Below are 25,478 nucleotides of genomic sequence, written 5' to 3'. Positions count from 1 at the left end.
ATGATGGCGCACGGCACGATGCAAAGGTTCGTGGATCGCGAGCAGGCCTATCCGGCCAAGCGCTCGCCCGAGGAGCGCGCGCGCGACTTTCGCGAGATCGCGGATCGCTACGATACCGACACCGCGCGCAAGCAATCGGCGCGCTGCTCGCAATGCGGCGTGCCGTTCTGCTCGGTGCATTGCCCGCTCCACAACCACATCCCCGATTGGCTGCGGCTGACCGCCGAGGGCCGCGTGCGCGAGGCGTATGAACTGTCCAATTCCACCTCGACCATGCCTGAGATCTGCGGCCGCATCTGCCCGCAGGATCGGTTGTGCGAGGGCAATTGCGTCACCGAATTCACCGGCCACGGCGCGATCACGATCGGCGCGGTCGAAAAGTTCATCACCGATACCGCGTGGGACGAAGGCTGGGTCGAGCCGCTCCACGCCGGGCCCGCGCGCGGGCAATCGGTGGGCGTCATCGGCGCCGGGCCGGCGGGGCTGAGCGGCGCCGAATATCTGCGCGCGGCGGGCTATGAGGTGCATGTCTACGATCGCTACGATCGGCTCGGCGGGCTGCTGACCTATGGCATCCCCAGCTTCAAGCTCGAAAAATACGTGATCGACCGGCGGATCGAGCGGCTGCGCGAAGGCGGGATCGTCTTCCACGAGAATTTCGAGGTCGGCCGCGACGCGACGCTCGAACAATTGCGCGCCCGCCACGATGCGATCCTCGTCGCCACCGGGGTTTACAAGCCGCGCGCGCTCCGCGTCCCCGGCGTCGGCGGCACCGGCGTGGTCGAGGCGCTCGATTATCTGATCGCGTCGAACCGCAAGAGCTATGGCGACGCCGTACCCGCGTTCGACGACGGCAGTCTCGATGCCGCGGGCAAGCGCGTGGTGGTGATCGGCGGCGGCGATACCGCGATGGATTGCGTCCGCACCGCGATCCGCCAGGGGGCAAGTTCGGTCAAATGCCTCTATCGCCGCGATCGCGCCAACATGCCGGGCTCGCAGCGCGAAGTGGGCAATGCCGAGCAGGAAGGCGTCGAGTTCGTCTGGCTGTCGGGCCCGCTGGCGTTCGATACCGATGGCGATGGCGCCGCCGGGCGCGTCACCGGTGTTCAGGCACAGCGGATGCGGCTGGGCCAGCCCGACGCGAGCGGCCGCCGCGCGCCCGAGCCCGATCCGGGCAACACCTATGTCGAGCCCGCCGATCTCGTCATCAAGGCGCTCGGTTTCGACGCCGAGGATCTGCCGGTGATGTTCGACGCGCCCGAACTGGGGGTCACGCGCTGGGGCACGCTGCTGGTCGATCGCGCGATGATGACCAACCTCGACGGCGTGTTCGCCGCCGGCGATATCGTGCGCGGCGCGAGCCTCGTCGTCTGGGCGATCCGCGACGGCCGCGACGTCAGCGAGATGATGCACAATTGGCTCAAGGCGCGCGCCGGGGTGAGCGTCGCACGCGAAAGGGCCGCGGCATGATCACACGATTGACGACGATCGCTGTCGCCCTCGCAATCCCGGTGCAGGCGCAGGTGCAGGATGCAGCGTCGCCGGTCGTCGAGAGCGCCGCCGCCGTAGATCCTGCGGCGTTGGCTGCTGCGGCGGACCTCCTCGCCACGATGAAGCTCGACGATACGCTCGATCGCATGTTCGTCGGGATGAGCCCGCTCTTCGCGGAAAGCGTGATCGGCATGTTGAGCCAGAATCCCGCGACCAAGACCAGCGTGGACAATCTGCTTGCCAATGGCGAGGGCGGGCACGACCGGTTCGTCGCGATCCTGTCGCAGGAGTTCATGACCGCGCTCAAGGCGCGTTATCCCGAGATCAAGACTGCCGTAGCGCGCGAATATGCCGCGCGCTTCACCGCTGTGGAGCTCGACGAGATTACGGCATTTTACTCGAGCGGCACCGGGGCGAAGGTGCTGCGGCTGATACCCGAAATCCAGCAGGTGACCGCCGCCGCAGGCAGCGCGATCGGAGAAAAAGCCGGTGAGGAAGCCGGCAGGCGCGCCTTCGAGCGCGCCGAACGTGAAATGCTCAAGACCAATGATCGGCCCTCGACATGACTCAGATCGACCAGCGCACCCGCCTTGCCCGCGACGGCATGTATCGCCCCGATCTCGAATCGGATGCCTGCGGCGTCGGGCTGATCGCCGCGACCGACGGGCGCGCGTCGCGGCGCACCGTTCAGCTCGCGATCGATGCATTGAAGGCGGTGTGGCATCGCGGCGCGGTCGATGCCGATGGCAAGACCGGCGACGGCGCGGGCGTGCATATCGATCTGCCGACCGCCTTTTTCGACGATGCGATCACCTCGTCGGGGCACAAGGCGATGCCCAACCGGCTCGGGGTGGGGATGATCTTCCTGCCGCGCACCGATCTGGGCGCGCAGGAAACCTGCCGCACGATCGTCGAAACCGCGATCATCGAGGCGGGCTATACGATCTACGGCTGGCGCCAGGTGCCCGTCGACGTGTCGGTGATCGGCCAGAAGGCGCAGGCGACCCGACCCGAGATCGAGCAGATCATGATCGCGGGGCCGCTCCCGGATGAACAATCGGCCGCCGAGTTCGAAAAGCACCTCTATCTGATCCGCCGCCGGATCGAAAAACGCGTCATCGCCGCGCAGGTGCAGGGTTTCTACATCTGCTCGCTGTCGTGCCGCTCGATCGTCTACAAGGGGCTGTTTCTCGCGCAATCGCTGTCGGTTTTCTATCCCGATCTCAACGACGAACGCTTCGTCAGCCGGGTCGCGATCTTCCACCAGCGCTATTCGACCAACACCTTCCCGCAATGGTGGCTCGCACAGCCCTTCCGCTGCCTCGCGCACAATGGCGAGATCAACACGATCCGCGGCAATCGCAACTGGATGGCGAGCCACGAGATCAAGATGGCCAGCCTCGCCTTCGGCGCGCAATCGGAGGATATCAAGCCGGTGATCCCGGCGGGCGCGAGCGACACCGCCGCATTGGACGCGGTGTTCGAGACGATCTGCCGCGCGGGGCGCGATGCGCCCACCGCCAAGCTGATGCTGATCCCCGAGGCGTGGAGCGAAACCTCGCCGATGCCGCCCGCGCACATCGCGATGTATCGTTATCTGGCGAGCGTGATGGAGCCGTGGGACGGCCCGGCCGCGCTGGCGATGACCGACGGCCGCTGGGCGGTCGCGGGGATGGATCGCAACGCGCTGCGCCCGCTGCGCTACACGCTGACCGACGACGGCCTGCTCGTGGTCGGCTCCGAAACGGGCATGGTCGTGGTGCCCGAGACGAGCGTGGTCGAAAAGGGCCGGCTCGGCCCCGGCCAGATGATCGCGGTCGATCTCGACGATGGCCACGTGTTCCACGATTCCGAGATCAAGGATCGGATCGCGGGCGACGCCGATTACGCCGCGATGGGCGCCGATTTCATGACGATGGCGGATCTCGCCGACCCCGATGCGCCGCCGCCTGCCTGCCCCTATAACCGCGCCGAACTGACGCGCCGTCAGGTCGCCGCCGGGCAGACGCTCGAGGATATGGAACTGATCCTCGCGCCGATGGTCGAGACCGCCAAGGAAGCGGTCGGCTCGATGGGCGACGATACCCCGCTCGCGGTGATTTCGGACAAGCCGCGCCTCATCAGCCAGTTCTTCCGCCAGAATTTCTCGCAAGTCACCAACCCGCCGATCGATTCCTTACGCGAACGCCATGTGATGTCGCTCCACACGCGCTTCGGCAATCTCGCCAATATCCTCGATCCGGCGGGGCGGCAGAGCCGCGTGCTGGTGCTCGAGTCGCCGGTCTTGACCTGCGCCGACTGGGATCGGCTCAAGACGCATTTCGCCGATGCCGCGGCCGAGATCGACTGCACCTTCGAGACCGGTGGCGGGCCGGAGACGCTGCGCGCCGCGATCCAGCGCATCCGCGACGAAGCCGAACAGGCGGTGCGCCAGGGCAAGAGCGAGATTTTCCTCACCGACGACGCGATCGGGCCGAACCGTGTTGGCATCGCCGGCGTGCTCGCGGCGGCGGCGGTGCATACCCACCTCGTCCGCAAGGGACTGCGCTCCTACGCCAGCGTCAACATCCGCACCGCCGAATGCCTCGATACGCATTATTATGCGGTGCTGATCGGCGTCGGCGCGACCACGGTGAACGCCTATCTCGCCGAAGCCGCGATCCTCGATCGTCACGCGCGCGGGCTGTTCGGCGATCTCAGCGTGGCGCAATGCCTCGCCAACCATCGCAAGGCGATCGAAGAGGGGCTGCTCAAGATCATCTCGAAGATGGGAATCGCGGTGATCTCGTCGTATCGCGGCGGCTATAATTTCGAGGCGGTGGGCTTGAGCCGTGCGCTGGTCAACGATTTCTTCCCCGGCATGCCCGCGAAGATTTCGGGCGAGGGCTATGCCTCGCTCCATCTCAACGCCACGCTGCGTCACGAAAAAGCGTATGACACCGCGGTGGCGACGCTGCCGATCGGCGGCTTCTACCGCCAGCGCCACACCGGCGAGACGCATGCCTATTCGGCGCAGTTGATGCACCTGCTCCAGACCGCGGTGTCGACCGACAGCTATTCGAGCTATCTGCAATTCTCGCGCGGGGTGGCCGATCTGCCGCCGGTCTATCTGCGCGATCTGCTCCAGTTCAACTTCCCCGACGAAGGCGTCGCGGTCGATCAGGTCGAGCCGATCACCGAGATCCGCAAGCGCTTCGTGACGCCGGGGATGAGCCTCGGCGCGCTCAGCCCCGAGGCGCACGAAACGCTGGCGATCGCGATGAACCGGATCGGCGCCAAGGCGGTCTCGGGCGAGGGCGGCGAGGATAAGGCGCGCTACGCCCCGTACGAAAACGGCGACAACGCCAATTCGGCGGTCAAGCAGATCGCCAGCGGCCGGTTCGGCGTGACGGCGGAATATCTCAACGCCTGCGACGAGATCGAGATCAAGGTCGCGCAGGGTGCCAAGCCCGGCGAGGGGGGGCAGCTCCCCGGCTTCAAGGTCACCGAATTCATCGCGAAGCTGCGCCACGCGACGCCGGGGGTGACGCTGATCAGCCCGCCGCCGCACCACGACATCTATTCGATCGAGGATCTGGCGCAGCTCATCTACGATCTCAAGCAGATCAATCCGCACGCGCGGGTGTGCGTCAAGCTCGTCTCCTCGGCGGGGATCGGCACCGTCGCGGCCGGGGTCGCCAAGGCGCATGCCGACGTCATCCTCATCGCCGGGCACAATGGCGGCACCGGCGCTTCTCCGCAGACCTCGATCAAATATGCCGGCACGCCGTGGGAAATGGGACTGTCCGAGGTCAATCAGGTGCTCACCCTCAACGGCCTGCGCGGCCGGGTGCGGTTGCGCACCGACGGCGGCCTCAAGACCGGGCGCGACATCGTGATCGCCGCGATCCTCGGCGCCGAGGAATTCGGCATCGGCACATTGAGCCTCGTCGCGATGGGCTGCATCATGGTGCGCCAATGCCATTCGAACACCTGCCCGGTGGGGGTGTGCACCCAGGACGAGCGGCTGCGCGCCAAATTCGTCGGCACGCCCGAAAAGGTCATCAACCTGATGACCTTCATCGCCGAGGAAGTCCGCGACATCCTCGCGCGGCTCGGGGTCAAGAGCCTCGACGAGGTGATCGGGCGTACCGAATTGCTGCGCCAGGTCAGCCGCGGTGCCGAGCATCTCGACGATCTCGATCTCAACCCGCTGCTCGCCAAGGTCGATGCCGACGAAAGCGAGCGCCGCTTCTCGCTGCCCGGTTTCCGCAACGAGGTGCCCGACAGCCTCGATGCGCAGATCATCAAGGATGCCGCCGCGGTGTTCTCGCGCGGCGAGAAGATGCAGCTCACCTATTCGGTCCGCAACACGCACCGCGCGGTGGGCACGCGGCTGTCGAGCGAGATCACGCGCACGATCGGCATGTCGAAGCTCGCCGACGGGCATGTCACCGTGCGGCTGCGCGGTTCGGCGGGGCAGTCGCTCGGCGCCTTCCTGTGCAAGGGCATCACGCTCGAAGTGTTCGGCGATGCCAACGATTATGTCGGCAAGGGGCTGTCGGGCGGGATCATCGTGGTGCGCCCGGTGGTCAGTTCGCCGCTCAAGAGCCAGGACAATACGATCATCGGCAACACCGTGCTCTACGGCGCGACCGCGGGCGCGCTCTATGCGGCGGGGCAGGCGGGCGAGCGGTTCGCGGTGCGCAATTCGGGCGCGCATGTCGTCGTCGAGGGCTGCGGCGCCAATGGCTGCGAATATATGACCGGCGGCATCGCGGTCGTGCTCGGCGTGATCGGCGCCAATTTCGGTGCCGGGATGACCGGCGGCATGGCGTTCGTCTACGATGCCGACGACAGTTTTGCCCGCAAGGCCAATCCCGACAGCATCGTCTGGCAGCGACTCGCCTCGGCGCATTGGGAGGGCGTGCTGCGCCGGCTGGTCGAGGCGCATGTCGCGGCGACCGACAGCGTCTGGGCGGCGGGGCTGCTCGACGAATGGGATCGCGTGTGCGGCCGCTTCTGGCAGGTCGTGCCCAAGGAGATGCTCACCCGGCTGGCGCATCCGCTTGATGACACCGAGGAATTGATCGCAGCCGAATAGGGGGGCCTTCCGCTTCGGCGGCCGGTGCAGTAACGCCGACCTATGTGGCAGCTCTTTCAATTTCCGCTGTGTCCGTTCTCGCGCAAGGTGCGGCTCCTGCTGGGCGAGAAGGGCGTGGGCTACGAACTCGTGCGCGAATCGCCGTGGCAGCGCCGCGACGAGTTTCTCGACATGAACCCCGCCGGGCAGACCCCGGTGATGGCCGATCCCGAAAAGAATCTGCTGCTCGTCGATTCGATGGCGATCTGCGAATATTTCGAGGAAACGGTTGAAAAGGCGGCGATGATCAGCGGCACGGCGGCCAACCGGGCCGAGATTCGCCGGCTGGTCTCGTGGTTCGATACGCAATTCTACGCCGATATCGTCGCGCCGCTGCTCCACGAACGGATGGTCAAGCGGCTGGTGCATCGTGCGCCGCCCGACGCCAAGGCGCTGCGCGAGGCGATGAAGGCCGCGCTCCAGCATCTCGATTACACCGATTATCTGCTCGATCATCGCCAGTGGCTGGGCGGCGCAACGATGTCGCTCGCCGATCTCGCCGCTGCCGCGCAGATATCGGTCGCCGACTATCTCGGCGGCATCGACTGGAAGGGGCATGAGGCGACCGCGGGCTGGTATCGCGGGTTCAAGAGCCGGCCGAGCTTCCAGCCGCTGCTCGCCGAGCGGATGGAAGTGATCGGCCCGCCCGCGCATTACGCGGTCCACGATTTCTGATGGCCACGCCGCAAGCGAGCTTCGACGATTTCCTGAAAATCGACATCCGCGTCGGCACCGTCGTTACGGCCGAGCCGTTCCCCGAGGCGCGTAAGCCGGCAATCAAGCTGGTGATAGATTTCGGCGCGGAGATCGGCCGCAAGCGCTCGTCGGCGCAGATTACCGATCATTATGCGCCCGACTCGCTGGTCGGGCGTCAGGTCGCCGCGGTGGTCAATTTCCCGCCGCGCCAGATCGGGCCGATGATGTCGGAGGTGCTGACGCTGGGCTTCGCCGACGCGGACGGTGGCATCGTGCTGATCGCGCCCGATCAACCGGTGCCCGACGGCGCGAGAATGGCCTAGGCCCGGCCGACATTTAGGTCAGGTCGAGCCGAAAATGGTGGTTTCTCGTGACCCGGAGCGCAGCGTTCTTCAGTACGTGAGCACCGGAAGCGCGGGAAACCGCCATTTGCAGGCCGGCATGGATTGAATGTCGGCCGGGCCTACATCAATACATATGCTGGCCGCCGTTGATCGACAGCGTCGATCCGGTCACGAACCCCGCATCCTCCGCGCACAGAAAGGCGACGCCGCGCGCGATTTCGTGCGCCTTGCCGAGCCGGCCGACCGGGATTTTCGCGACGATCTTCTCCAGCACGTCGGCCGGGACCGCGGCGACCATATCGGTATCGATATAGCCCGGCGCGATCGCGTTCACCGTGATGCCCGAACGTGCGCCTTCCTGCGCCAGTGCCTTGGTGAAGCCGTGGATGCCCGATTTGGCGGCGGCGTAATTGACCTGGCCATATTGGCCGGCCTGGCCGTTGATCGAGCCGATGTTGACGATCCGCCCCCATTTGCGTGTCCGCATCCCCGGAAACACCGCCTTGGCCATGTTGAAGCAGCCGCCGAGATTGGTGCGCATCACCTCGTCCCACATGTCGTATGTCATCTTCTGCATCGTGCCGTCGCGCGTGATCCCGGCATTGTTGACGACGACATCGACCGGGCCGAGCTCGTCGGCGACCTGCTGGCACCCCTTCTGGCAGGCATCGAAATCGCCGACATCCCATTTGTAGGTCTTGATCCCGGTGCGGTCGGAGAACGCCTTGGCGCGCTCGTCATTGCCCGCATAATTGGCGGCAACGATCATGCCCGCCTCCTTGAGCGCAAGGCTGATCGCTTCGCCGATGCCGCGAGTGCCGCCGGTAACGATCGCAACGCGTGCCATGCCTGTCTCCTTATCTCGTACGGCGCCGGACGGCCCGCCTCACCGACAAAAGCTATGCCGGACTGGCCCACCCTTCAAGCTCGCGCGTAAGCAATGTTTTGAGCAATGCGATTCCGTCGGCGCTGTCGTTGAGGCACGGCAGATAGGCGAAGTTCGTCCCGCCCGCCGCGACGAATGTCTCGCGGCCACGGATCGCCAGTTCTTCGAGCGTTTCGAGGCAGTCGGCCGAAAAGCCCGGCGCGACGATCGCGACGCGGGTGATGCCCTTGGCGGGCAGTGCGGCGAGCGTGGTGTCGGTCGCGGGTTCGAGCCATTTGGCGCGGCCGAAGCGCGATTGGAACGCGGTGACCAGGTCCCGCCCCAGCGCGTCGCTCAGCAGCCGCGCGGTCTTGCGGCAATGGCAATGATAGGGGTCGCCGAGGTCGAGCGTGCGCTGCGGCATGCCGTGGAAGCTCGCGACGATCGCTTGCGGCGCGAAATCGAGCGCGCCCAGCGCGGTCTCCACCGACGCGGCGAGCGCGGCGATATAGGCCGGGTCGTCATGATAGGGCGGCAGGGTGCGCACCGCCGGCTGCCAGCGCATCTGCCCGAGGCTTGCGAACGCACGGTCGTTGGCGGTCGCGGTCGTCGCCGCGCAATATTGCGGATAGAGCGGGGCGAGCAGGATGCGCTCGCACCCCGCCTCCTTCATCGCGCGCAGCCGATCGGCAATCGCCGGATTGCCGTAGCGCATGGCCCAATCGACCAGCACATCGGGCCCGAACGCACCGTTCAGCGCATCGGCCTGCGCGCGGGTGATGACCGCCAGCGGCGAGCCCTCGTCGCGCCACACCAGGCTGTAGGCGTGGGCCGATTTTTTGGGCCGGGTGGTGAGGATGATGCCGCGCAGGATCGGTTGCCAGATCAGCGGTGGGATCTCGATCACGCGCCGGTCGGACAGGAATTCGGCCAGATAGCGCCGCACCGCGCTCGGCTCGGGGGCGTCGGGGGTGCCGAGGTTGATCAGCAGCACGCCGATCCGTTTGGGCGGCAGCGGCGGATGGTCGGGGGGCAGGGTCATGCGTCGTCGAGCCTCAAGGGGAGCGCGCGCAGGCGCACGCCGGTCGCGGCCTGGAGTGCGTTGGCGATCGCGGGGGCAACCGCGGGCACGCCGAGTTCACCCACGCCGCCGGGATCGGCCTCGCTGCGGATCAGCTCGACGATGATGTCGGGCGTGTCGGCGAGCAGCGGCAGGCCAAGGTCGCCGAAGCCGCGGGCATCGGCAAGGTTGTCGGTAAAGCCTGTCGTGGCGCCAAGCGCGGTCGCCATGCCGAAGATCAGCCCGCTTTCGATCTGCTGGCGGACGATATCGGGGTTGATGAGGCGCCCGCAATCGACCGCCGCCACCAATCGATCGACGCGCGGGCGGCCGTCTTCCAGATGCGCCTCGGCGAGCACAGCGATATAGCTGCCGCGGAAGCGGTGGCACGCAATCCCCTGTCCGCTGCCCGCAATCCCGCCCTGCCAGCCGCCGAGCGCGGCGGCGGTCGACAGGCAGCGCGCCAGCCGCGCGTCGCCGCCGAGCATCGCGATCCGGAACGACATCGCCTCGGTGCCCGCGACATGCGCGAGTTCGTCGATGAAACATTCGTTGAAAAAGGCGGTATAGCCGTGCGCGCCGCCGCGCAGATGCCCGGTCGGCACGCCGATCTCGGCGGGGTGATGGTCGACCGCATAATGCGGGATGCGATAAAAGGGCTCGGCGCCCGCCACGGCATAAGCGTCGCCCATGCCGGGCAGCGCGCGCGCCGCCGCGATGGCGGGATCGCGCGGCATCAGCCGCCGGGCCAGCGCCGCGCCGGTGGCGGGCGCGGCGATCTTGGCGAGCCAGCCGAGCAGCCCGCCGTTGGCGGCAAGCCGTCCCGCCATCCGCGCGGCGGCGGCGGGGCGGTAACGATCGTGGCGCAGATCCTCGATCCGCGACCAGATGAGCTGGACCGGGCGCTTGAGCCGGTCGGCGAGCAACGCGGCCTGTTCGGCGACCTGATGTTCCAGATTGGCGCCGAAGCCGCCGCCGATCTGCATTGGATGGACGGTGACGCGATCCTCGGCGATGCCCAATGTCGCCGCCGCCGCCGCGCGCGCGAGGCCGGGGGCAAGCGTCGGCAACCACAATTCGAGGCCCTTGTCGGTGCGCTGGGCGGTCGCGGTCATCGTCTCGATGCCGGCGTGGACACCCAGCGCGACGCGGTAATCGGCGGTGACGATCTGCGCGTCGCGAAAGACGGCGGCGAGGTCGCCCGCCTTGGCCATCCGTTCGCCCTCGCCGTCGAGCGCGGCCTCCAGCGCGGCGTCGATCGCGGCCGAATCGACGATTGCGCCCTTGGTCTCGAACCGGGGGCTGAGCGCATCGAGCGCGCGGTTGGCCGCCCACCAATTGTTGCCGACGGCGGCGACCCAGCGCGGGTTTTCGATCACCGCGGACACGCCGGGAATGCGTTCGGCTGCCGCCCGATCGACGCGTACCAGCCGCGAATCGCCCACCGGGCCTTGCCGGATCGCGGCATAGACCATGCCGGGCAGCCGGATGTCGCCCGCGAAATTGGCCGATCCATCGACCTTGGCGGGCACGTCGATCCGCGGCAGCGACTGGCCGTAGAGCCGCTCGCCCTCGCCGCTGCGCAGCGGGGCGGGGTCGGGCACGTCCTCGCCCGCGGCCTCGGCCGCAAGCACGCCGAAGCGCAAGCGATCGGTGCCGTGGACGACGAAACCGTCGGCGGTGCCGCACGCCTGCCAATCGACGCCCCAACGCCGCGCGGCGGCCTTGCACAAGGCGACGCGCGCGGTGGCGCCCGCCGCGTGGAGCGCGGCCTCGAACATCCGCACCGAGCTCGATCCCGCCGTCAGCATCAGCAGCGCCTGCTCGGCATGTTGCGCGCGCAATGGCTTGGGCAGCGCGCCGAGCACGCCCCCGAACAATTCGCTCGCCGCGATCGGGTTGGCGTACAGCGGGTTGAGCGGCGCGGGTTCGACGCCGACGGTGCGCCAGTCGGCGCCCAGTTCGTCGGCAACGATCTGCGGCAGCGTGGTGGTGACGCCCTGCCCGTGCTCGGCCTGCGGCACCACCACGGTGATATGCCCGTCCTCGCCGATCTTGAGCCACGCGCCCATGATATGTTCGCCGCGCGCCGCGGTCAGGTTGGCGGCATAGGTGCGCGGCCACACCGCCCAGGCGACGAGCAGTCCAACGCCCGCGCCGCCGCCGATCAGCAGCGTGCGGCGGTTGAAATGCCCCGGTTTGTCGTGATTGGCCATGCGCCCGACGCTGTAGCCGATCGCCCGCGCCACTCAAACCGTTCGTGCTCAGCCTGTCGCCACCAGTGCGCGGTAATGGTCGCGCAAGCGCACCTTGTCGATTTTCTCGGTGCCCAGCCGCGGCAGCGGATCGGGCGATACCCAGAGGTGCGCGGGCAATTTGAACTGTGCGATATGCTCGGCGAGATAGGCGCGCAAAGCGGCGTCGGTCAGCGCCGCGCCCGCGCGGTAATGGATCACGGCACCGGGCACCTCGCCGAATCGGGCGTCGGGAATCGCGAACACCGCGCATTCGGCGACCGCGGGGTGGTGGTAGATCGCGGCCTCGACCTCGAGGCACGAGATATTCTCGCCGCCGCGGATGATGATGTCCTTCTTGCGATCGACGATGAACAGATAGCCATCCGCATCGAGCAGGCCGATGTCGCCGGTCAGGAAATAGCCGTCGTCGGTCACCGCGCTGCGCGTCGACGCGGTGTCGTTCCAATAATGTTTGAAATTGCACACCGATCGGATCGCGATCTCGCCACGCGCGCCCTGCGGCACCGGGCGGCCCGCACCGTCGAGGATCGCGAGATCGACCAGCGGGGCCGAGGCGCGCCCGGTCGAATCGGGCTTGGCGAGATAATTGTCGCGCCAATTGCCGCAGCCCACCGCATTGGTTTCGGTCAGGCCATAGCCGATCAGCGGTGCCCCGCCGCCCATTTCGTCCCTGATCCGCCGGACATGCTCCACCGGGCGCGGCGCGCCGCCCGCGGCGAAATCGGTGACCCTGGACAGATCGTACTGGCCGCGATTGGGGTGGGTGAGGATTTCGTAGCTCATCAGCGGCACGCCGACGAAATAATTGATCGCCTCCGCCTCGATCAGCCGCATCGCTTCCTCGGCATCCCATTTGGGCATCAGGACGAGCTTGCGCCCCATCGCGAAGCTCTGGAGCATCACCGGGATTTCGGCGGTGACGTGGAACAGCGGCACGGTGAGCAGCGTCGCGGGCTGGCCCTGGGGCGGGTTGCCCTGTTCGGTCGCGATCCCGAGCATCACCAGCGCCTGCGCCAGATAATTGTAGGTCGCCTGCACCACGGCGCGATGATCCGACAGCGCTCCCTTCGATCGCCCGGTCGAGCCCGAGGTGAACAGGATCGTCGCATCGTCGTCGCCGCTCAGCGCGGGGAGCGACGCCTCGGCGGTGGCGCGGTGCGTCACCGGCGCGAGCGCCTCGGCGAGCACCGGACGGTCGTCGATCGCGATCACCTGCGTCGCCAACGCGGCCCCGGCGATGCGCTGGGCGCGGGGCGGATCGGCGAACACCAGCCCGCAATCGACATCGCGAATCGCCTCGGCCAGTTCGTCGGCCTGCCACCAGCCGTTGAGCAGGCAGGCGATGCCCCCCGCCATCAGCACGCCCATGTACAGCGCGATCCACGACGGCGAATTGCGCATCGCGATGCCGATCCGATCGCCCTTCTTGACGGCGAATCCCGCCACCAGGGCGCGCGCCACGCGCTCGGCCTCGGCGTGGATCTGGGCAAAAGTGATCCGTTCGGCGCCTGCGACGAGGAAGGTCGCCTCGGCATGTTCGCGGCAATAGTGCGCGAAATAATGCGGCAGCGCGGGCGGGGCCGAGGCGATCATCGGCAGCGTCTGGCCGTTCACGACGATCCCGGTCAGCGGCAAGGGGCCCTCCGGGTCAGTCAGCCGCGCGATTCCGGCCTCCATCCTGCGGTCGAGTTCGGTCGCCATACCTCTCCCCTTGGTCTTGTCGTCTCTGCTCCTTATGAAGGCCTGTCTCTTCGGGGAAAAGCCTTTGATCCTGACCCTTCTCGCGCAAGCCGTTACCGACATCCAGCATATCCGCTGGACCGACCTCGGCCTCGATCCCGTTCTGCTCTCGATTGGCGGGCACCCGATCCTGCGCTGGTATTCGCTGGCCTATATCGGCGGCATCCTCGTCGGCTGGTGGTATCTGCTCAAGCTGCTCGCGCAGCCCGGCGCGCCGATGGCCAAGCGCCATGCCGACGATCTCGTCTTCTACGCGACGATCGGCATCATCCTCGGCGGGCGGCTCGGCTATGTGCTGTTCTACGCCCCCGGCATGCTGCTCGATCCGCTTCAGGTCTTCAAATTGTGGGATGGCGGCATGTCGTTCCACGGCGGGGTGATCGGCACCAGTCTGGCGATGATCCTGCTCGCGCGGCGCCATGGGCTCGCCTGGCTGCGCGTCCACGATTATATCGCGTGCTGCGTGCCGTTCGGGCTGTTTTTCGGGCGGATCGCCAATTTCATCAACGGTGAATTGTGGGGCAAACCCACCAACGTCGCCTGGGCGATCATCTTCCCGCGCACCGGCAACGATGTCGCGCGCCACCCCAGCCAGCTCTACGAAGCCGGGCTCGAAGGGCTCGTGCTGTTCGCGATCCTCTGGTTCTGCTTCTGGAAGACCAGGGCGCGGTACGATCCGGGCAAGCTCACCGGCATCTTCCTCGTCGGCTATGGCTGTGCGCGGTTCTTCGTCGAGTTCTTTCGCGAGCCCGATTCGCAATTCACCGGCACCTTCTTCGCGACCACGATCCATATGGGGCAGGTGCTGTGCATTCCGATGATCCTCGGCGGGATTTACCTGATCGCCACCAGCGCCGGCCGTCGCCACCGCGTCGAGCCGATCGCGGGGGGCGAAAGCGTCGCCTGACATGAACGATCAAGGGCCCGATGTGGCCGAAGGCAGTTTGGCGGATCGCCTCGCGCGCGCGATCACGCTCGCGGGGCCGATCCCGCTCAGCCGCTTCATGGCCGCCGCCAATGCCCATTATTATGCGACGCGCGATCCGCTGGGCGCGGGCGGCGATTTCATCACCGCGCCCGAGATCAGCCAGATGTTCGGCGAATTGCTCGGGCTCGCGCTCGCCGATCTGTGGCAGCGTGCGGGTAGCCCGGCGGTCGCCTATGTCGAACTGGGGCCGGGGCGCGGCACGCTTGCGGTCGATGCGCTGCGCGCGATGGCGAGCGTGGGGCTCAAACCCGCGATCCATCTGGTCGAGACCAGCCCGGTGCTCCGCGCAATCCAGCAGGAGCGATTGCCCGAGGCGGTCTGGCATGCCGATCTTGCGACGCTGCCCGACGACATGCCGCTGCTCGTGGTCGCCAACGAATTTTTCGACGCGCTGCCGATCCGCCAGTTGGTGCGCGCCGGCGACCGCTGGCACGAGCGGCTGGTGGCGTGTCAGGACACGTTATTCCTCCCGATCGGCGGTCCGCCGCTGCCCGATGAGGTGATCCCCGAGCATCTGCGCGACGCCCCCCACGGCGCAGTGCTCGAAACCTCGCCCGCGGGTGTCGCGATGATGCGCGCTCTCGCGGCACGGCTGGCGGCGCAGGGCGGCGCGGCGCTGGTGGTCGATTACGGTTACGACGGCCCCGCGCTCGGCGACACGCTGCAAGCCGTGCGCGGCCATGCCTATGTCAATCCGTTCGAGGCGCCGGGCGAGCATGATCTCACCGCGCATGTCGATTTCGGGACGCTCGGCGCGGCGGCACAGATCGCGGGCGCGGCGGTCCACGGGCCGGTCGATCAGGGCCAGTTCCTGACCGCGCTCGGGATCGGCGCGCGCGCCTCGCGACTCGCGGCCTCGGCGCCCGAGCGGGCGGGTTCGGTCCATGCCGATCACGATCGCCTCGTCGCGCCCGATCAGATGGGGGCGTTGTTCAAGGTGTTCGGCGTCACCCACGCCAACTGGCCGGCACCGGCGGGGCTGGCATGATCGTCTATCGCGATGCGCTGCCCGCCGACGGCCCCGAACTCGCCCGGATGGCGGCGCGCAGCTTCACCGAAACCTTCGGTACGCTCTACCGTGCCTCCGATCTTGCGGCGTTTCTCGGCGCCGCGTTCGGCGACGAGGGCCTGCCCTCGCAGATCGATGCCCCCGGTTACGCGATCCGGCTCGCGACCGAGGACGGCAAGATCATCGGCTTCGCCAAATTGGGGCCGGTCGACTTCCCCGGTGATTGGCCCGCAGCCGCGATCAGCCTCCACCAACTTTACGTCCTCGGCGGCTGGCACGGTGAGGGCGTCGGCCCCGCGCTGATGGTATGGGCGATCGCGCACGCCCGGCGCGCGGGGCATAGCGACATGATCCTCTCGGTCTATGTCGACAACCATCGCGCACGGCGGTTCTACGAACGCTACGGCTTCGTCGAGGTTGGTGCCTACACCTTCATGGTCGGCGATCATCAGGACGACGATCACATCATGCGGTTGGCGCTGTGAGCGGGGTCGAGGCGCTGCGCGCCCGCGCGCTGGGAAGCGTCCCGCACGGCTTTCTCGGCCGTGGCGGCGGGGTGTCGCAAGGCGTGCACCATGGGCTCAACGTCGGGCTCGGCTCGGATGACGACACGCGCGCCGTCGCGCAGAATCGTGCGCTGGCGGCCAGCGCCGTGCTCCCCGGCGCCGCGCTGGTGACGCTCCATCAGGTCCATTCGGCCGAGGCGCTGGCGGTCACCGCGCCGTTTGCCGACGCCGCCCGCCCGCACGCCGACGCGCTCGTCACCGACCGGCCGGGGCTGGTGCTCGGCATCCTCACCGCCGATTGCGCGCCGGTGCTGTTCGCCGATGCGGCCGCCGGCGTGGTGGGGGCGGCCCATGCCGGGTGGAAAGGCGCGCTCGGCGGCGTCACCGATGCCACCATCACCGCGATGGAAGGCCTCGGCGCCGATCGTGCACGGATCGCAGCGGCGATCGGCCCGTGCATCGCACGCGCCAGCTACGAGGTCGATGCCGCCTTCGTCGCCCGGTTCGAGGCCGCCGACCCTGCCAACGAACGCTTCTTTGCCGCCGGTCGCGCAGGCCATCACCAGTTCGATCTCGAAGCCTATGTCGCGCACCGCCTCGCCGCCGCCGGGATCGGTCGCGTCGAGATGCTGGGTGAGGACACCTATGCGCATGCCGCGCGTTTCTACTCATACCGCCGCGCGACGCATCGCCGCGAACCGAGCTACGGCCGCCAGATATCGTTGATCGGCCTCGGCTGACGGGTATCGCGGAACGAATAGTATCGTTAGATACGACCTATTCGCAGCGATAAGAATAAGAGGACGGCATGCCCGACAGCACCAATGAAGAGGCGGTCCTCCCCGCCATCACCCCGCGTCGCAATCCCAAGCCCGCGATCGACGAGATCGGCGGCCACAAATTGAAACCCTCGACGCTGATGATGGGCCACGGCTTCGATCCCGCGCTGTCCGAAGGCTCGCTGAAGCCGCCGATCTTCGCGACCTCGACCTTCGTTTTCCCGAGTGCGGCGGCCGGCAAGCGCCATTTCGAGGGGATCACCGGCAAGCGCCCCGGCGGCGCCGAGGGGCTGGTCTATTCGCGCTTCAACGGCCCCAATCAGGAAATCCTCGAGGATCGCCTCGGCGTGTGGGAGGATGCCGAGGATGCGCTGAGCTTCTCGAGCGGCATGTCGGCGATCGCCACCTTGTTCCTCGCGATGGTCAAGCCCGGCGACACGATCGTCCATTCGGGGCCGCTTTATGCCGCCACCGAAACGCTGATCGCGCGCGTGCTCGGCAAGTTCGGCGTCCATTTCCTCGATTTTCCCGCCGGGGCCAGCCGGGCGGAGATCGATGCGGTGCTCGCCAAGGCCAATTCGGGCCGCGTCGCGCTGATCTATCTCGAAAGCCCCGCCAACCCGACCAACGCGCTGGTCGATGTCGAGGCAGTGCGCGCCAGCCGCGATGCGATCTGGGGGAATAGCGAGGAAAAGCCGCCGATCGCGATCGACAACACCTTCCTCGGGCCGTTGTGGCAAAAGCCGCTCCAGCACGGCGCCGAGATCGTCGTCTACAGCCTCACCAAATATGCCGGCGGGCACAGCGATCTGGTCGCGGGCGGGGTGCTCGGCACCAAGAAGCACATGGACGTGATTCGCGCGATGCGGAACACGATCGGCACGATCACCGATCCCAACACCGCGTGGATGCTGCTGCGCAGCCTCGAGACGCTCGAACTGCGCATGACGCGCGCGGGCGAGAATGCCGCCAAGGTGTGCGCCTTCCTGCGCGATCATCCCAAGATCGAGCGCGTCGGCTATCTCGGTTTTTTGAAGGACGATGCGCAGGCCGATATCTTCCGCCGCCATTGCACCGGCGCGGGCTCGACCTTCTCGCTCTATATCAAGGGGGCTGAGAAGGAGAGTTTCGCCTTTCTCGATTCGCTTCGGATCGCCAAGCTCGCGGTCAGCCTCGGCGGCACCGAAACGCTGGCGAGCCACCCCGCCGCGATGACGCACCTGTCGGTGTCCGACAGCCGCAAGCAGGCGCTGGGGATCACCGATAATCTGGTGCGCATCTCGATCGGGGTCGAGGATGCCGACGATCTGATCGCCGATTTCGACGCTGCTTTGAAAAAGGTGTGATGCCTTCCGTTCGTGCTGAGCCTGTCGAAGCACCGCTCGTCTAAAAGCGAGATCGGCCCTTCGACAGGCTCAGGGCGAACGGAGGCGCGTGACGACCCCCTATTTGATCTTCCACACCCGGATCGGCGATTTGGCGGGCATCGCCACCGGCTCCAGCCAGTCGAAGGTCTTGCCCTGCGCGAGCTGGTCATAGAACCCGCCCGGCGATCGCGCGCGGTAGACGGTCGATTCGGGCATGTTGGGGCACACCATCAGCAGCGTCGCATGGTGCTTCTTCGCGATCGCGCGGAACCGCTCGGGGCTGCCGCCGAAGCCGTGCTGGACGTCGAGGATCGCATCGCCATTGCGGTGATACGGCCCCGCGATCGCGTCGTGATGCGTCAGCGTAATCAGCCGCGGCCCCAGATCGACGAAGGTGAACACCACCTGCGGCGGCAATCGATCGAGCGGCGTGAGCGACGGGATCGTCGGACACGTCCGGCTGGCGCGGCTGATGATCTTGGTGCGCGCATTGGGCCGGTCGATCGGCAGGTAATTGACCATCAGGCTCGCGAAAAAGCCCGACAGCAGGAGGAACCCCGTCACCGGCCCTGCCACGCGCACCAGCACCGACGGCTGGCGGCGGAACCACGGCAGGACGAACCATGCCAGCGCGGTCACGCCCGGCACCGCGAGCAATTGCGCGGCCGGCCCGGCGCGCACCTGCCACAGCAGCATCGCGGTCGCAAAACCGCTGAACAGGGTCACCGTCACCCAGCCGACCAGATTGTCGTTGCCGCGCGCGCGCCAGGTCGCGATCATCCCGCCGATCAGCCCGATCACCGGCAGCGCCGCGATCGGGAAGGCGGCACGGAACGGATGTTCGTAGATCGGCTTGGCCTCGCGGACATGGTTGAGCCAGGTCCGCGCGAGTTCGGGCGACACCTGCTCGGGCCGCCCCAGACATTGCGGGAAGACGAGCGCGAAGCCGATCGCGATCGCGCCGCCCGCCAGAATCGCGAGCGCGCACCGCACCGAGCGCGCGGCCGGGTTGGCCAAGGCCAGCACCAGCAGCAGCGCGCCCGCCGCCACCATCACGCTCAGCCACACCGGGGTCAGCGCGTCGCAGCGCAGCGCCTGATTGGCGTTCGAGGCGAAGGCGGCGAACCCGGCTGCGCACCCCCCGCCGAGCGTGACGGCATAAGCCGCGAGCCGGGGCGCTTCTGCCCGGTCCCAGATCCAGCGCAGCGCCAGGATCGCGCCCGCCATCGCGCAATAGGGCAGCATCTCGAGCCCGATCGTCAGCGATACCGCGCTCGCCAGCCCGACCATCAAGCCCCCGCGCCGCCGGGCATCGTCGGCCAGGCCGGCGACGGTCAGGCTCAGCATCGCGAGCTGCCAGCCGTGATGGTCGATCCGCATCGGCAGGAACATCGGCAGCATCACCCCGCAGAACAGCAGGAAGACGAGCGCGAGCGGCCACAGCAGCGGGTGGACCAGCCGCCGCGTGGTGAAGGCGAGCCCGGCCATCGTGATGCTCAGCGGCAGCAGCGGCGCGATTCCGCACGCCAGCCGCTCGGCCTGGCCGGTGCCGACGAACGGCTTGAAGATCAGGATCAGCGCCGCGATCGGCAGATCGACCAGCCGCGACCAATGGATGTCGAACCCCGCGGGCGGATTGAGCCGGTACTGACGCAGATCGTACCAGCCCTGCCCATCGAGCAGCCCGCGCACCTGCATCAACCGCATATTGTCGTCGGTATCGCCCAGCGACAGCCAGTGGATCGCGCCCCAGCGCTGCGCGATATACCAGATCGCGATGGCCAGCCACATAATCAGCGTCAGCCGCAGCCAGTGGCGATCGAGTTCCTCGAGCGGCTTGAGGCCGCGGCTGCTCTGTCCGGTCAAAGTGCTTCCCTCACGCTCTCGCGGTCATTAGGGCGGGGCTCGTACAAAGGGCAAGGCGAACGTGACGGCGCTTCTTCGGCAAGTCGACATGTGGCGGACGAGCGGGCTGTTCGGCCAGCTCGTGCGGTTCGGCATTTCGGGCGGAATCGCAACCCTGCTCTATGCGCTCGTCTATTCGCCGCTCGCCGGCCTGGGGATCACGTCCGAACAGGTCGCCAACATCGCCGGCTATCTGGTCGCGGTCGCCTCGGGTTATGTCCTCCACAGCAAATGGAGCTTTCGCGGCCATGGCGGCGCCGCGACGCAGACGAGCTGGCGCTTCTTTCTCGTCTCGCTGATCAGCTATGCGATGAACACCTTCTGGGTGTGGCTGCTGACCGACGACGCGGTCCTCGCCGGGCCGTGGTGGTGGCCGCTGATCCCGGTGCTGTTCGTAACGCCGCTCGTTACCTTCGCGCTCAACCGCGTCTGGGTGTTCAAAAGCTGATGGGCGCAATGCTGATGGCCGGAATCTGATGGAACGCATCGTCTACGATCGTATGGCCGCGCACGATTCGACGCATTGGTGGTATCGCGCCCGCCGCGACGTGCTTGCCGATTATCTCACCCGCTACGGTGCGTTGCCGGGCGACGCGCGCCTGCTCGAAATCGGCTGCGGCACCGGCCACAATCTGCCGATGCTCGCGCGCTTCGGCGAGGTCGATGCGATCGAGATCGATGCGGCGGCGCGCGCCATCGCCACCAGGCGTCTTGGCAAGCCGGTGGGCGACGCGCCGCTCCCGACGCTGCCCGGCGTTTCCCGCGCTTCGTACGATCTGATCGCGGTGCTCGACGTGATCGAACATATCGAGGATGACGTGGCGGCGCTGCGCGGCATGGCGGAATGTCTCGCCCCCGGCGGCAAGATCCTCATCGCCGTGCCCGCGCACCAATGGATGTGGAGCGCGCACGACGTCGTCAACCACCATCATCGCCGCTATTCGAAAGCGACGCTCGGCAAGGCGATTGCCGATGCCGGCCTCACCCACAACGGCCTGCGCTGGTTCAACGCGCTGCTTTTCCCCGCTGCGGTGGCCGCCCGCGCGCTCGGCAAGCTCACCGGCAAGGACGACAGCGACGATTCGCCCCCACCCAAACCGATCAACGCGCTGTTCGAGGCGATCTTCCGCACCGAACGCCACCTGCTCGGCCGCGTGCCGCTGCCGCCGGGGCTGTCGCTGATTACGCTGGCGGAGAAGCCGCGCTGAGATTCCTGGGTTCCCGCTTTCGCGGGAGAACGGCACCTATCAATTCACGGTCTAATCCAGAAACGGCGCCGCCACCTCATCGCGCACCCGGAGCAACCGCCCGGTCGCGCGGTCGAGCAGCGCCCAGGTCGTCACTGCCTGCACCTTGACGGCGCCGTCGCCGCCCACGAACCGCACATGCCGATCGAAGCGCGCGCCGCGCGGTGGCTCGGGCACCCAGGTCTCGCCCGTCACCTGCTCGCCCACGCCGACATTGCCGCGATAATCGATCTCGTGGCGCGTCACGACCCAGATATAGGCGGCGCGATGCTCGGGCGGCGCCACCGCCTCCCAATGCGCGATCGCGAGCCGCTGGATCCACGCGACCCACACCGCATTGTTGACGTGGCCGAGTTCGTCGATGTCGGCCGCCGCCGCGGTGAAGACCTGCGGGAACCGGCTCATCGCCTGCCTGCCGGGATGTCCGGTCGGGAAGGCGGCTGGCCCCTCACAGATCGGCGGCCTTCATCTGGGTGATCGGCGCGGCGAGTGGCTGGTGCGCGGCGAGTTTGTCGATCAGGCCGTCGATATGCGCGTCGATTATCAGCAGGTCGCGATGCTGCGCGCGCACGAAGCCGGTCTCGGCCATCTGGTGCCAGAAAGCGATGAGCTGGTCGTAATAGCCAAAGGCGTTGAGCAGCCCCACCGGATCGCGGTGATAGCCAAGCTGCGCCCAGCTCAGCGCTTCCCACAATTCGTCCATCGTGCCGGTGCCGCCGGGTAGCGTGACGAAGCCGTCGGCAAGGTCGGTGAAGCGCTGCTTGCGCTCGTGCATCGTGTCGACGACGTGAAGCTGGGTCAGCCCGCGATGCGCGACCTCGGCATTGACCAGCGCCTGCGGGATCACCCCGATCACCTCGCCGCCCGCGTCGAGCGCGCTATCGGCGATCGCGCCCATCAGCCCGAGCCTGCCGCCGCCGTAGACGATTCCGATTCCCCGCGTCGCGAGCGTGCGCCCCACCTCATGCGCGAGCGCGAGGAACCGCGGATCGGACGGTGTGGCCGAGCCGCAATAGATTGCGAGACGGTTCAGGATGTCGCTTTCTGCCATTTGTAAATTAAACAAGCCCCGATCGTCGCTTCGTTCAGGACGCTCTCGGGGACGACGGGCTCATAGGACGCGTATGAAGGAGAGTAACTGTTAATTACTGTTCCATCTGGTCGATACCGCACAACGGTAATTGTTTTCGCCTTCTCTTCATCGCATTTGAAGTAGTATAAGCGCTTGGATTGTCGTGCTGTTTCTGACGGGTCTTTTGAATAATCTATTTTAACCCATGCCTTTATGGCTCTTGTTGCATAGCCGTCTTTTACCTCCTGAACGCTGTCCGTGTCGAGATACCAGACTGCCTCGGTCGTCGAAACCGCCACCTGTACCCACTCTGCCGAGTAAGCCGGCACTGCCCACCCAGCGATTAGCGCTATCAGCCAGCGCGATATTGATTTTGCCATCTGTCGTCTCCCCCAATTACCCTTCCAGCATCAGCGTCGCGGTCGCCCTGGCGCTTGCCACCACCCCCGGGATCCCCGCGCCGGGGTGTGTCCCCGCGCCGACGAAATAGAGGTTGGGGATATGGTCGTCGCGGTTGTGGACGCGCAACCATGCGCTCTGCGCCCGTGTCGGCTCAAGGCTGAACGCGCCGCCGAGATGCGCGCTCAAATCATGCGCATAGTCCTGGGGGTCGTAGCTGAATTTGGTCACGATCCGCGCGTGGATGTCGGGGATCAGCCGGCGCCCGACCTCATCGAGGATGCGCTTCTCCAATATCGGCCCGATCCTGTCCCAATCGACCGGAAGCTTGCCCAGATGCGGCACCGGCACGATGGCGTGGAAGGTCGAATGCCCCGGCGGGGCAAGGCTCGGGTCGGTCACGCTCGGGTGATGGAGATGGATCGTGGTATCCTCGCTCAGCACGCCATGGTCGTAAATATCGGTGAGCAGCCCTTCATAGCGCGGCCCGAACAGGATCGAATGGTGCGGGATCCCCGGCCACGTCCCCTTGATCCCGAAATGGACGCGGAACAGCGAGGGCGAGAAGCGCTTGCGCTCCAGCCGCGCGCGCACCCGCTGTGCGCTGCGCGAGCCGCGCAACAGGTCGCGATAGCTGTGCATCACGTCGGCATTGCTCGCCACTGCCTCGGCGTCCGCCGTCCAGCCGCTGGCGGTCGTCACGCCGGTCGCGCGGTCGCCCAGTGTCGCGATCTCGGTCACCGGGTCGCCGAGCCGTAAGGTGCCGCCCAGCCGCTCGAACTGCGTCACCATCCCCGCGACCAGCCGGTTGGTGCCGCCTTGCGCGCACCACAAGCCGCCCTCGCGTTCGAGCTTGTGAAGCATTGCGTAGATCGCGCTCGTGGTGAACGGATTGCCGCCGATCAGCAGTGTCTGGAACGACAGCGCCTGGCGCAGCTTCTCGTTGCGCACGAAGCGCGAGACGATGCCATAGATCGATCGCCACGCCTGATGCCTGGCCAGCGCGGGTGCCGCGCGCGCCATCGATCGCAGATCGAACGTGCCATGGCCGAGCCTGGCATCGCCATCGGCATAGACGGCCCGCGAATAATCGAGGAACCGGCGATAGCCCGCGAGATCGCCGGGCTCGAGCCTGACGATCTCGTTCGTCAGCGCGGCATCATCGGTCGCATAATCGAAATGCGTGCCGTCGCGCCAGTGGAGCCGGTAGAAGGGTGATACCGGCAGCAGCGTCACATCGTCGGCGATATCGCGACCCGACAGCGCCCATAGATCGCGCAGGCCATCGGGGTCGGTGATCGCCGATGGCCCCGCGTCGAAGGTGAAACCGTCTTGCTCCCGGAAATAGGCGTGCCCGCCGGGCTTGTCGCGTGCTTCGACGATGGTCGTCTCGACGCCAGCCGATTGCAGCCGGATGCCCAGCGCCAGCCCGCCGAACCCCGATCCGACGATGATCGCGCGGCTCATGGCGCGCGGCCGAAAATGGCGGCAGGCGCACACCCGCTGGAGACGGGCGTGCCGGTCAGGATGCGCATCTAATCCCCTATGATCGAGCGGCCGGCATAAAAACGTCCGACGCGCGGCGGATCAAGCCTGTAGAAGGGTTTGCATCGCTTGTAACGTGCCGCGACCGCATTGCCGCGGCTCGTTGCGGCGGACGTGCCTCGGATATCGCAACGGAGCGAATAGTGCGACACCGCGTTACTGCCTTACGTCGCTTTCACGGAGCCCGCGTTTGATCCGCCACTTTCTTGTCGCGCCCGCTGCCACCGCGGCCGCCGTTCTCGCCGCTCAACCCGCCACCGCACAGGATAGCACCACCGCCGATCGCTCGATCGACGGCGATAGCATCACGCTCGGGGCGGGGCTCGCCTATGTCCCCGATTATGAGGGGTCGAACGATTACCGCGTCGCGCCCGGCCCCGGCGCGATCGGATCGATCGACGGGTTTGCGTTCACGCTGGCGGCCAACCGCGCGAGCGTCGATCTGATCCGCAATCGGCCCGGTCCGGGCTGGGATTTTCAGGCCGGGCCGATCGCGGTCGTCAATTTCAACCGATCGACCACCAAGAGCATCGACGATCCGCGGATCAAGGCGCTGGGCAAGGTCGATACCGCGATCGAACTCGGCGGCTATATCGGCATCGGCAAGACCGGCGTCGTCACCAGCCCCTATGACAAGCTGTCGGTCTCGCTGAGCTGGCGCCACGATGTCGCCGGTGGGCACGACAGCGCGATCCTGCAACCATCGGTCACCTATTTCACCCCGCTCAGCCACAAGGCGGCGATCGGCTTGTTCGCGTCGGCCGAACATGCCGGCAAGGGCTATGCGCGCAGTTATTTCAGCGTCGATGCGGCGCAATCGGCGGCGAGTGGCCTGCCGGTTTATCACGCGTCGAGCGGGTGGAAGAATTATATGATCGGCACCATCGCCACCCATTCGCTCACCGGCGATCTGCTTCACGGGGTCAAGCTCGTCGCGGCAGGCACCTATCGCCGGATGCTGGGCGATTTCGGCGACTCGCCTGTAGTGTCGATCGCCGGGTCGCGCGACCAGTGGATGGGCGCGGTCGGGCTCGCCTATACGTTTTGAGCGGCGGCACCGGCCCGCGCCCCCACCCACCCTTGCC

Annotated in this window: 22 protein-coding genes; 13 read left to right on the top strand and 9 right to left on the bottom strand. The window is 67.0% G+C overall.

Annotated features, from left to right (window positions below; translation table 11 throughout):
• Positions 1–3 precede the first annotated feature (3 nt).
• The 5 genes from NFE57_RS14845 to NFE57_RS14825 are packed head-to-tail and all read left to right on the top strand — an operon-like array spanning position 4 to position 7,632.
• Positions 4–1,470, top strand: a complete 1,467-nt coding sequence (locus NFE57_RS14845) for an NAD(P)-dependent oxidoreductase (protein ID WP_252136381.1) — start codon at positions 4–6, stop codon at positions 1,468–1,470.
• A complete protein-coding gene (locus NFE57_RS14840; protein WP_252136370.1) occupies positions 1,467–2,057 on the top strand; it encodes a DUF2059 domain-containing protein in 591 nt (196 codons plus the stop codon). The genes NFE57_RS14845 and NFE57_RS14840 overlap by 4 nt, the downstream gene beginning before the upstream one ends.
• Positions 2,054–6,574, top strand: coding sequence for a glutamate synthase large subunit (gltB, locus tag NFE57_RS14835; protein ID WP_252136369.1), 4,521 nt, complete (start codon positions 2,054–2,056; stop codon positions 6,572–6,574). Before NFE57_RS14840 ends, gltB begins: the two co-directional genes overlap by 4 nt.
• Before the next feature lie 42 nt (positions 6,575–6,616).
• The gene (locus tag NFE57_RS14830; RefSeq protein ID WP_252136368.1) at positions 6,617–7,288 is read left to right on the top strand and encodes a glutathione S-transferase family protein; all 672 of its coding nucleotides are present in this window, start codon (positions 6,617–6,619) and stop codon (positions 7,286–7,288) included.
• Positions 7,288–7,632 (top strand): tRNA-binding protein, encoded by a 345-nt coding sequence (locus NFE57_RS14825; protein WP_252136367.1) that lies wholly within the window; start codon positions 7,288–7,290, stop codon positions 7,630–7,632. The genes NFE57_RS14830 and NFE57_RS14825 overlap by 1 nt, the downstream gene beginning before the upstream one ends.
• Positions 7,633–7,777: 145 nt before the next feature.
• Here the strand turns inward: NFE57_RS14825 and phbB are convergent, their stop codons facing one another.
• From phbB to NFE57_RS14805, 4 genes are read right to left on the bottom strand one after another with little or no spacing between them, the layout of a single operon-like run.
• A complete protein-coding gene (phbB, locus tag NFE57_RS14820; RefSeq protein WP_252136366.1) occupies positions 7,778–8,500 on the bottom strand; it encodes an acetoacetyl-CoA reductase in 723 nt (240 codons plus the stop codon).
• A 52-nt stretch (positions 8,501–8,552) separates the two neighbouring features.
• The gene (gene hemH / locus NFE57_RS14815; protein ID WP_252136365.1) at positions 8,553–9,560 is read right to left on the bottom strand and encodes a ferrochelatase; all 1,008 of its coding nucleotides are present in this window, start codon (positions 9,558–9,560) and stop codon (positions 8,553–8,555) included.
• Positions 9,557–11,794, bottom strand: a complete 2,238-nt coding sequence (locus tag NFE57_RS14810; protein WP_252136380.1) for a xanthine dehydrogenase family protein molybdopterin-binding subunit — start codon at positions 11,792–11,794, stop codon at positions 9,557–9,559. The genes hemH and NFE57_RS14810 overlap by 4 nt, the downstream gene beginning before the upstream one ends.
• Positions 11,795–11,842: 48 nt before the next feature.
• The gene (locus NFE57_RS14805) at positions 11,843–13,537 is read right to left on the bottom strand and encodes a class I adenylate-forming enzyme family protein (protein ID WP_252136364.1); all 1,695 of its coding nucleotides are present in this window, start codon (positions 13,535–13,537) and stop codon (positions 11,843–11,845) included.
• Between the two features lie 64 nt (positions 13,538–13,601).
• Between NFE57_RS14805 and lgt the strand changes: the two genes are divergently transcribed.
• The 5 genes from lgt (at position 13,602) to NFE57_RS14780 (ending at position 18,204) form a co-directional block, all read left to right on the top strand.
• Positions 13,602–14,483, top strand: coding sequence for a prolipoprotein diacylglyceryl transferase (gene lgt / locus NFE57_RS14800; RefSeq protein WP_252136363.1), 882 nt, complete (start codon positions 13,602–13,604; stop codon positions 14,481–14,483).
• A gap of 1 nt (position 14,484) precedes the next feature.
• A complete protein-coding gene (locus NFE57_RS14795) occupies positions 14,485–15,552 on the top strand; it encodes a class I SAM-dependent methyltransferase (RefSeq protein ID WP_252136362.1) in 1,068 nt (355 codons plus the stop codon).
• On the top strand, positions 15,549–16,058 hold the full coding sequence (locus NFE57_RS14790) for a GNAT family N-acetyltransferase (RefSeq protein WP_252136361.1): 510 nt from the start codon (positions 15,549–15,551) through the stop codon (positions 16,056–16,058). Before NFE57_RS14795 ends, NFE57_RS14790 begins: the two co-directional genes overlap by 4 nt.
• On the top strand, positions 16,055–16,819 hold the full coding sequence (pgeF, locus tag NFE57_RS14785) for a peptidoglycan editing factor PgeF (protein WP_252136360.1): 765 nt from the start codon (positions 16,055–16,057) through the stop codon (positions 16,817–16,819). The genes NFE57_RS14790 and pgeF overlap by 4 nt, the downstream gene beginning before the upstream one ends.
• A gap of 68 nt (positions 16,820–16,887) precedes the next feature.
• Positions 16,888–18,204, top strand: coding sequence for a cystathionine gamma-synthase family protein (locus NFE57_RS14780; RefSeq protein ID WP_252136359.1), 1,317 nt, complete (start codon positions 16,888–16,890; stop codon positions 18,202–18,204).
• 99 nt (positions 18,205–18,303) lie between these two features.
• On the opposite strand, the gene NFE57_RS14775 is transcribed toward NFE57_RS14780, so the two are convergent.
• The gene (locus NFE57_RS14775) at positions 18,304–20,016 is read right to left on the bottom strand and encodes an AcrB/AcrD/AcrF family protein (RefSeq protein ID WP_252136379.1); all 1,713 of its coding nucleotides are present in this window, start codon (positions 20,014–20,016) and stop codon (positions 18,304–18,306) included.
• 136 nt (positions 20,017–20,152) lie between these two features.
• On the opposite strand from NFE57_RS14775, the gene NFE57_RS14770 reads away from it, so the two are divergent.
• Together NFE57_RS14770 and NFE57_RS14765 are read left to right on the top strand one after the other, a co-directional pair.
• Positions 20,153–20,578: a GtrA family protein gene (locus NFE57_RS14770; RefSeq protein WP_252136358.1), complete on the top strand. Its 426-nt coding sequence runs from the start codon at positions 20,153–20,155 to the stop codon at positions 20,576–20,578.
• Positions 20,579–20,606: 28 nt separating this feature from the next.
• Positions 20,607–21,338: a class I SAM-dependent methyltransferase gene (locus NFE57_RS14765; RefSeq protein ID WP_252136357.1), complete on the top strand. Its 732-nt coding sequence runs from the start codon at positions 20,607–20,609 to the stop codon at positions 21,336–21,338.
• A 51-nt stretch (positions 21,339–21,389) separates the two neighbouring features.
• On the opposite strand, the gene NFE57_RS14760 is transcribed toward NFE57_RS14765, so the two are convergent.
• The 4 genes from NFE57_RS14760 to NFE57_RS14745 are packed head-to-tail and all read right to left on the bottom strand — an operon-like array spanning position 21,390 to position 24,315.
• The gene (locus NFE57_RS14760; protein WP_252136356.1) at positions 21,390–21,782 is read right to left on the bottom strand and encodes an acyl-CoA thioesterase; all 393 of its coding nucleotides are present in this window, start codon (positions 21,780–21,782) and stop codon (positions 21,390–21,392) included.
• 43 nt (positions 21,783–21,825) lie between these two features.
• Entirely contained in the window at positions 21,826–22,410 is a 585-nt protein-coding gene (locus NFE57_RS14755) for an LOG family protein (protein WP_252136378.1), read from the bottom strand.
• The gene (locus NFE57_RS14750; RefSeq protein WP_252136355.1) at positions 22,407–22,829 is read right to left on the bottom strand and encodes a surface-adhesin E family protein; all 423 of its coding nucleotides are present in this window, start codon (positions 22,827–22,829) and stop codon (positions 22,407–22,409) included. The genes NFE57_RS14755 and NFE57_RS14750 overlap by 4 nt, the downstream gene beginning before the upstream one ends.
• 16 nt (positions 22,830–22,845) lie before the next feature.
• On the bottom strand, positions 22,846–24,315 hold the full coding sequence (locus NFE57_RS14745) for a phytoene desaturase (protein WP_252136354.1): 1,470 nt from the start codon (positions 24,313–24,315) through the stop codon (positions 22,846–22,848).
• A 271-nt stretch (positions 24,316–24,586) separates the two neighbouring features.
• Between NFE57_RS14745 and NFE57_RS14740 the strand changes: the two genes are divergently transcribed.
• Positions 24,587–25,441, top strand: a complete 855-nt coding sequence (locus NFE57_RS14740; RefSeq protein ID WP_382280776.1) for a MipA/OmpV family protein — start codon at positions 24,587–24,589, stop codon at positions 25,439–25,441.
• The last annotated feature ends 37 nt before the right edge of the window (positions 25,442–25,478 follow it).

This window comes from Hephaestia sp. MAHUQ-44 (assembly GCF_023806085.1).
GTDB lineage: Bacteria > Pseudomonadota > Alphaproteobacteria > Sphingomonadales > Sphingomonadaceae > Sphingomonas.
The sequence above is the reverse complement of the archived record's forward strand: the minus strand, read 5'-3'. Positions and strand labels throughout refer to the sequence as shown.

Bases quoted from the DNA above. Each gene is read 5' to 3' on its own strand.
- NFE57_RS14845 (WP_252136381.1), top strand. From the start codon at position 4: ATGGCGCACGGCACGATGCAAAGGTTCGTGGATCGCGAGCAGGCCTAT.
- NFE57_RS14840 (WP_252136370.1), top strand. From the start codon at position 1,467: ATGATCACACGATTGACGACGATCGCTGTCGCCCTCGCAATCCCGGTG.
- gltB (WP_252136369.1), top strand. From the start codon at position 2,054: ATGACTCAGATCGACCAGCGCACCCGCCTTGCCCGCGACGGCATGTAT.
- NFE57_RS14830 (WP_252136368.1), top strand. From the start codon at position 6,617: ATGTGGCAGCTCTTTCAATTTCCGCTGTGTCCGTTCTCGCGCAAGGTG.
- NFE57_RS14825 (WP_252136367.1), top strand. From the start codon at position 7,288: ATGGCCACGCCGCAAGCGAGCTTCGACGATTTCCTGAAAATCGACATC.
- phbB (WP_252136366.1), bottom strand. From the start codon at position 8,500: ATGGCACGCGTTGCGATCGTTACCGGCGGCACTCGCGGCATCGGCGAA.
- hemH (WP_252136365.1), bottom strand. From the start codon at position 9,560: ATGACCCTGCCCCCCGACCATCCGCCGCTGCCGCCCAAACGGATCGGC.
- NFE57_RS14810 (WP_252136380.1), bottom strand. From the start codon at position 11,794: ATGGCCAATCACGACAAACCGGGGCATTTCAACCGCCGCACGCTGCTG.
- NFE57_RS14805 (WP_252136364.1), bottom strand. From the start codon at position 13,537: ATGGCGACCGAACTCGACCGCAGGATGGAGGCCGGAATCGCGCGGCTG.
- NFE57_RS14795 (WP_252136362.1), top strand. From the start codon at position 14,485: ATGAACGATCAAGGGCCCGATGTGGCCGAAGGCAGTTTGGCGGATCGC.
- NFE57_RS14790 (WP_252136361.1), top strand. From the start codon at position 15,549: ATGATCGTCTATCGCGATGCGCTGCCCGCCGACGGCCCCGAACTCGCC.
- NFE57_RS14780 (WP_252136359.1), top strand. From the start codon at position 16,888: ATGCCCGACAGCACCAATGAAGAGGCGGTCCTCCCCGCCATCACCCCG.
- NFE57_RS14775 (WP_252136379.1), bottom strand. From the start codon at position 20,016: ATGTGGCTGGCCATCGCGATCTGGTATATCGCGCAGCGCTGGGGCGCG.
- NFE57_RS14765 (WP_252136357.1), top strand. From the start codon at position 20,607: ATGGAACGCATCGTCTACGATCGTATGGCCGCGCACGATTCGACGCAT.
- NFE57_RS14760 (WP_252136356.1), bottom strand. From the start codon at position 21,782: ATGAGCCGGTTCCCGCAGGTCTTCACCGCGGCGGCGGCCGACATCGAC.
- NFE57_RS14750 (WP_252136355.1), bottom strand. From the start codon at position 22,829: ATGGCAAAATCAATATCGCGCTGGCTGATAGCGCTAATCGCTGGGTGG.
- NFE57_RS14745 (WP_252136354.1), bottom strand. From the start codon at position 24,315: ATGAGCCGCGCGATCATCGTCGGATCGGGGTTCGGCGGGCTGGCGCTG.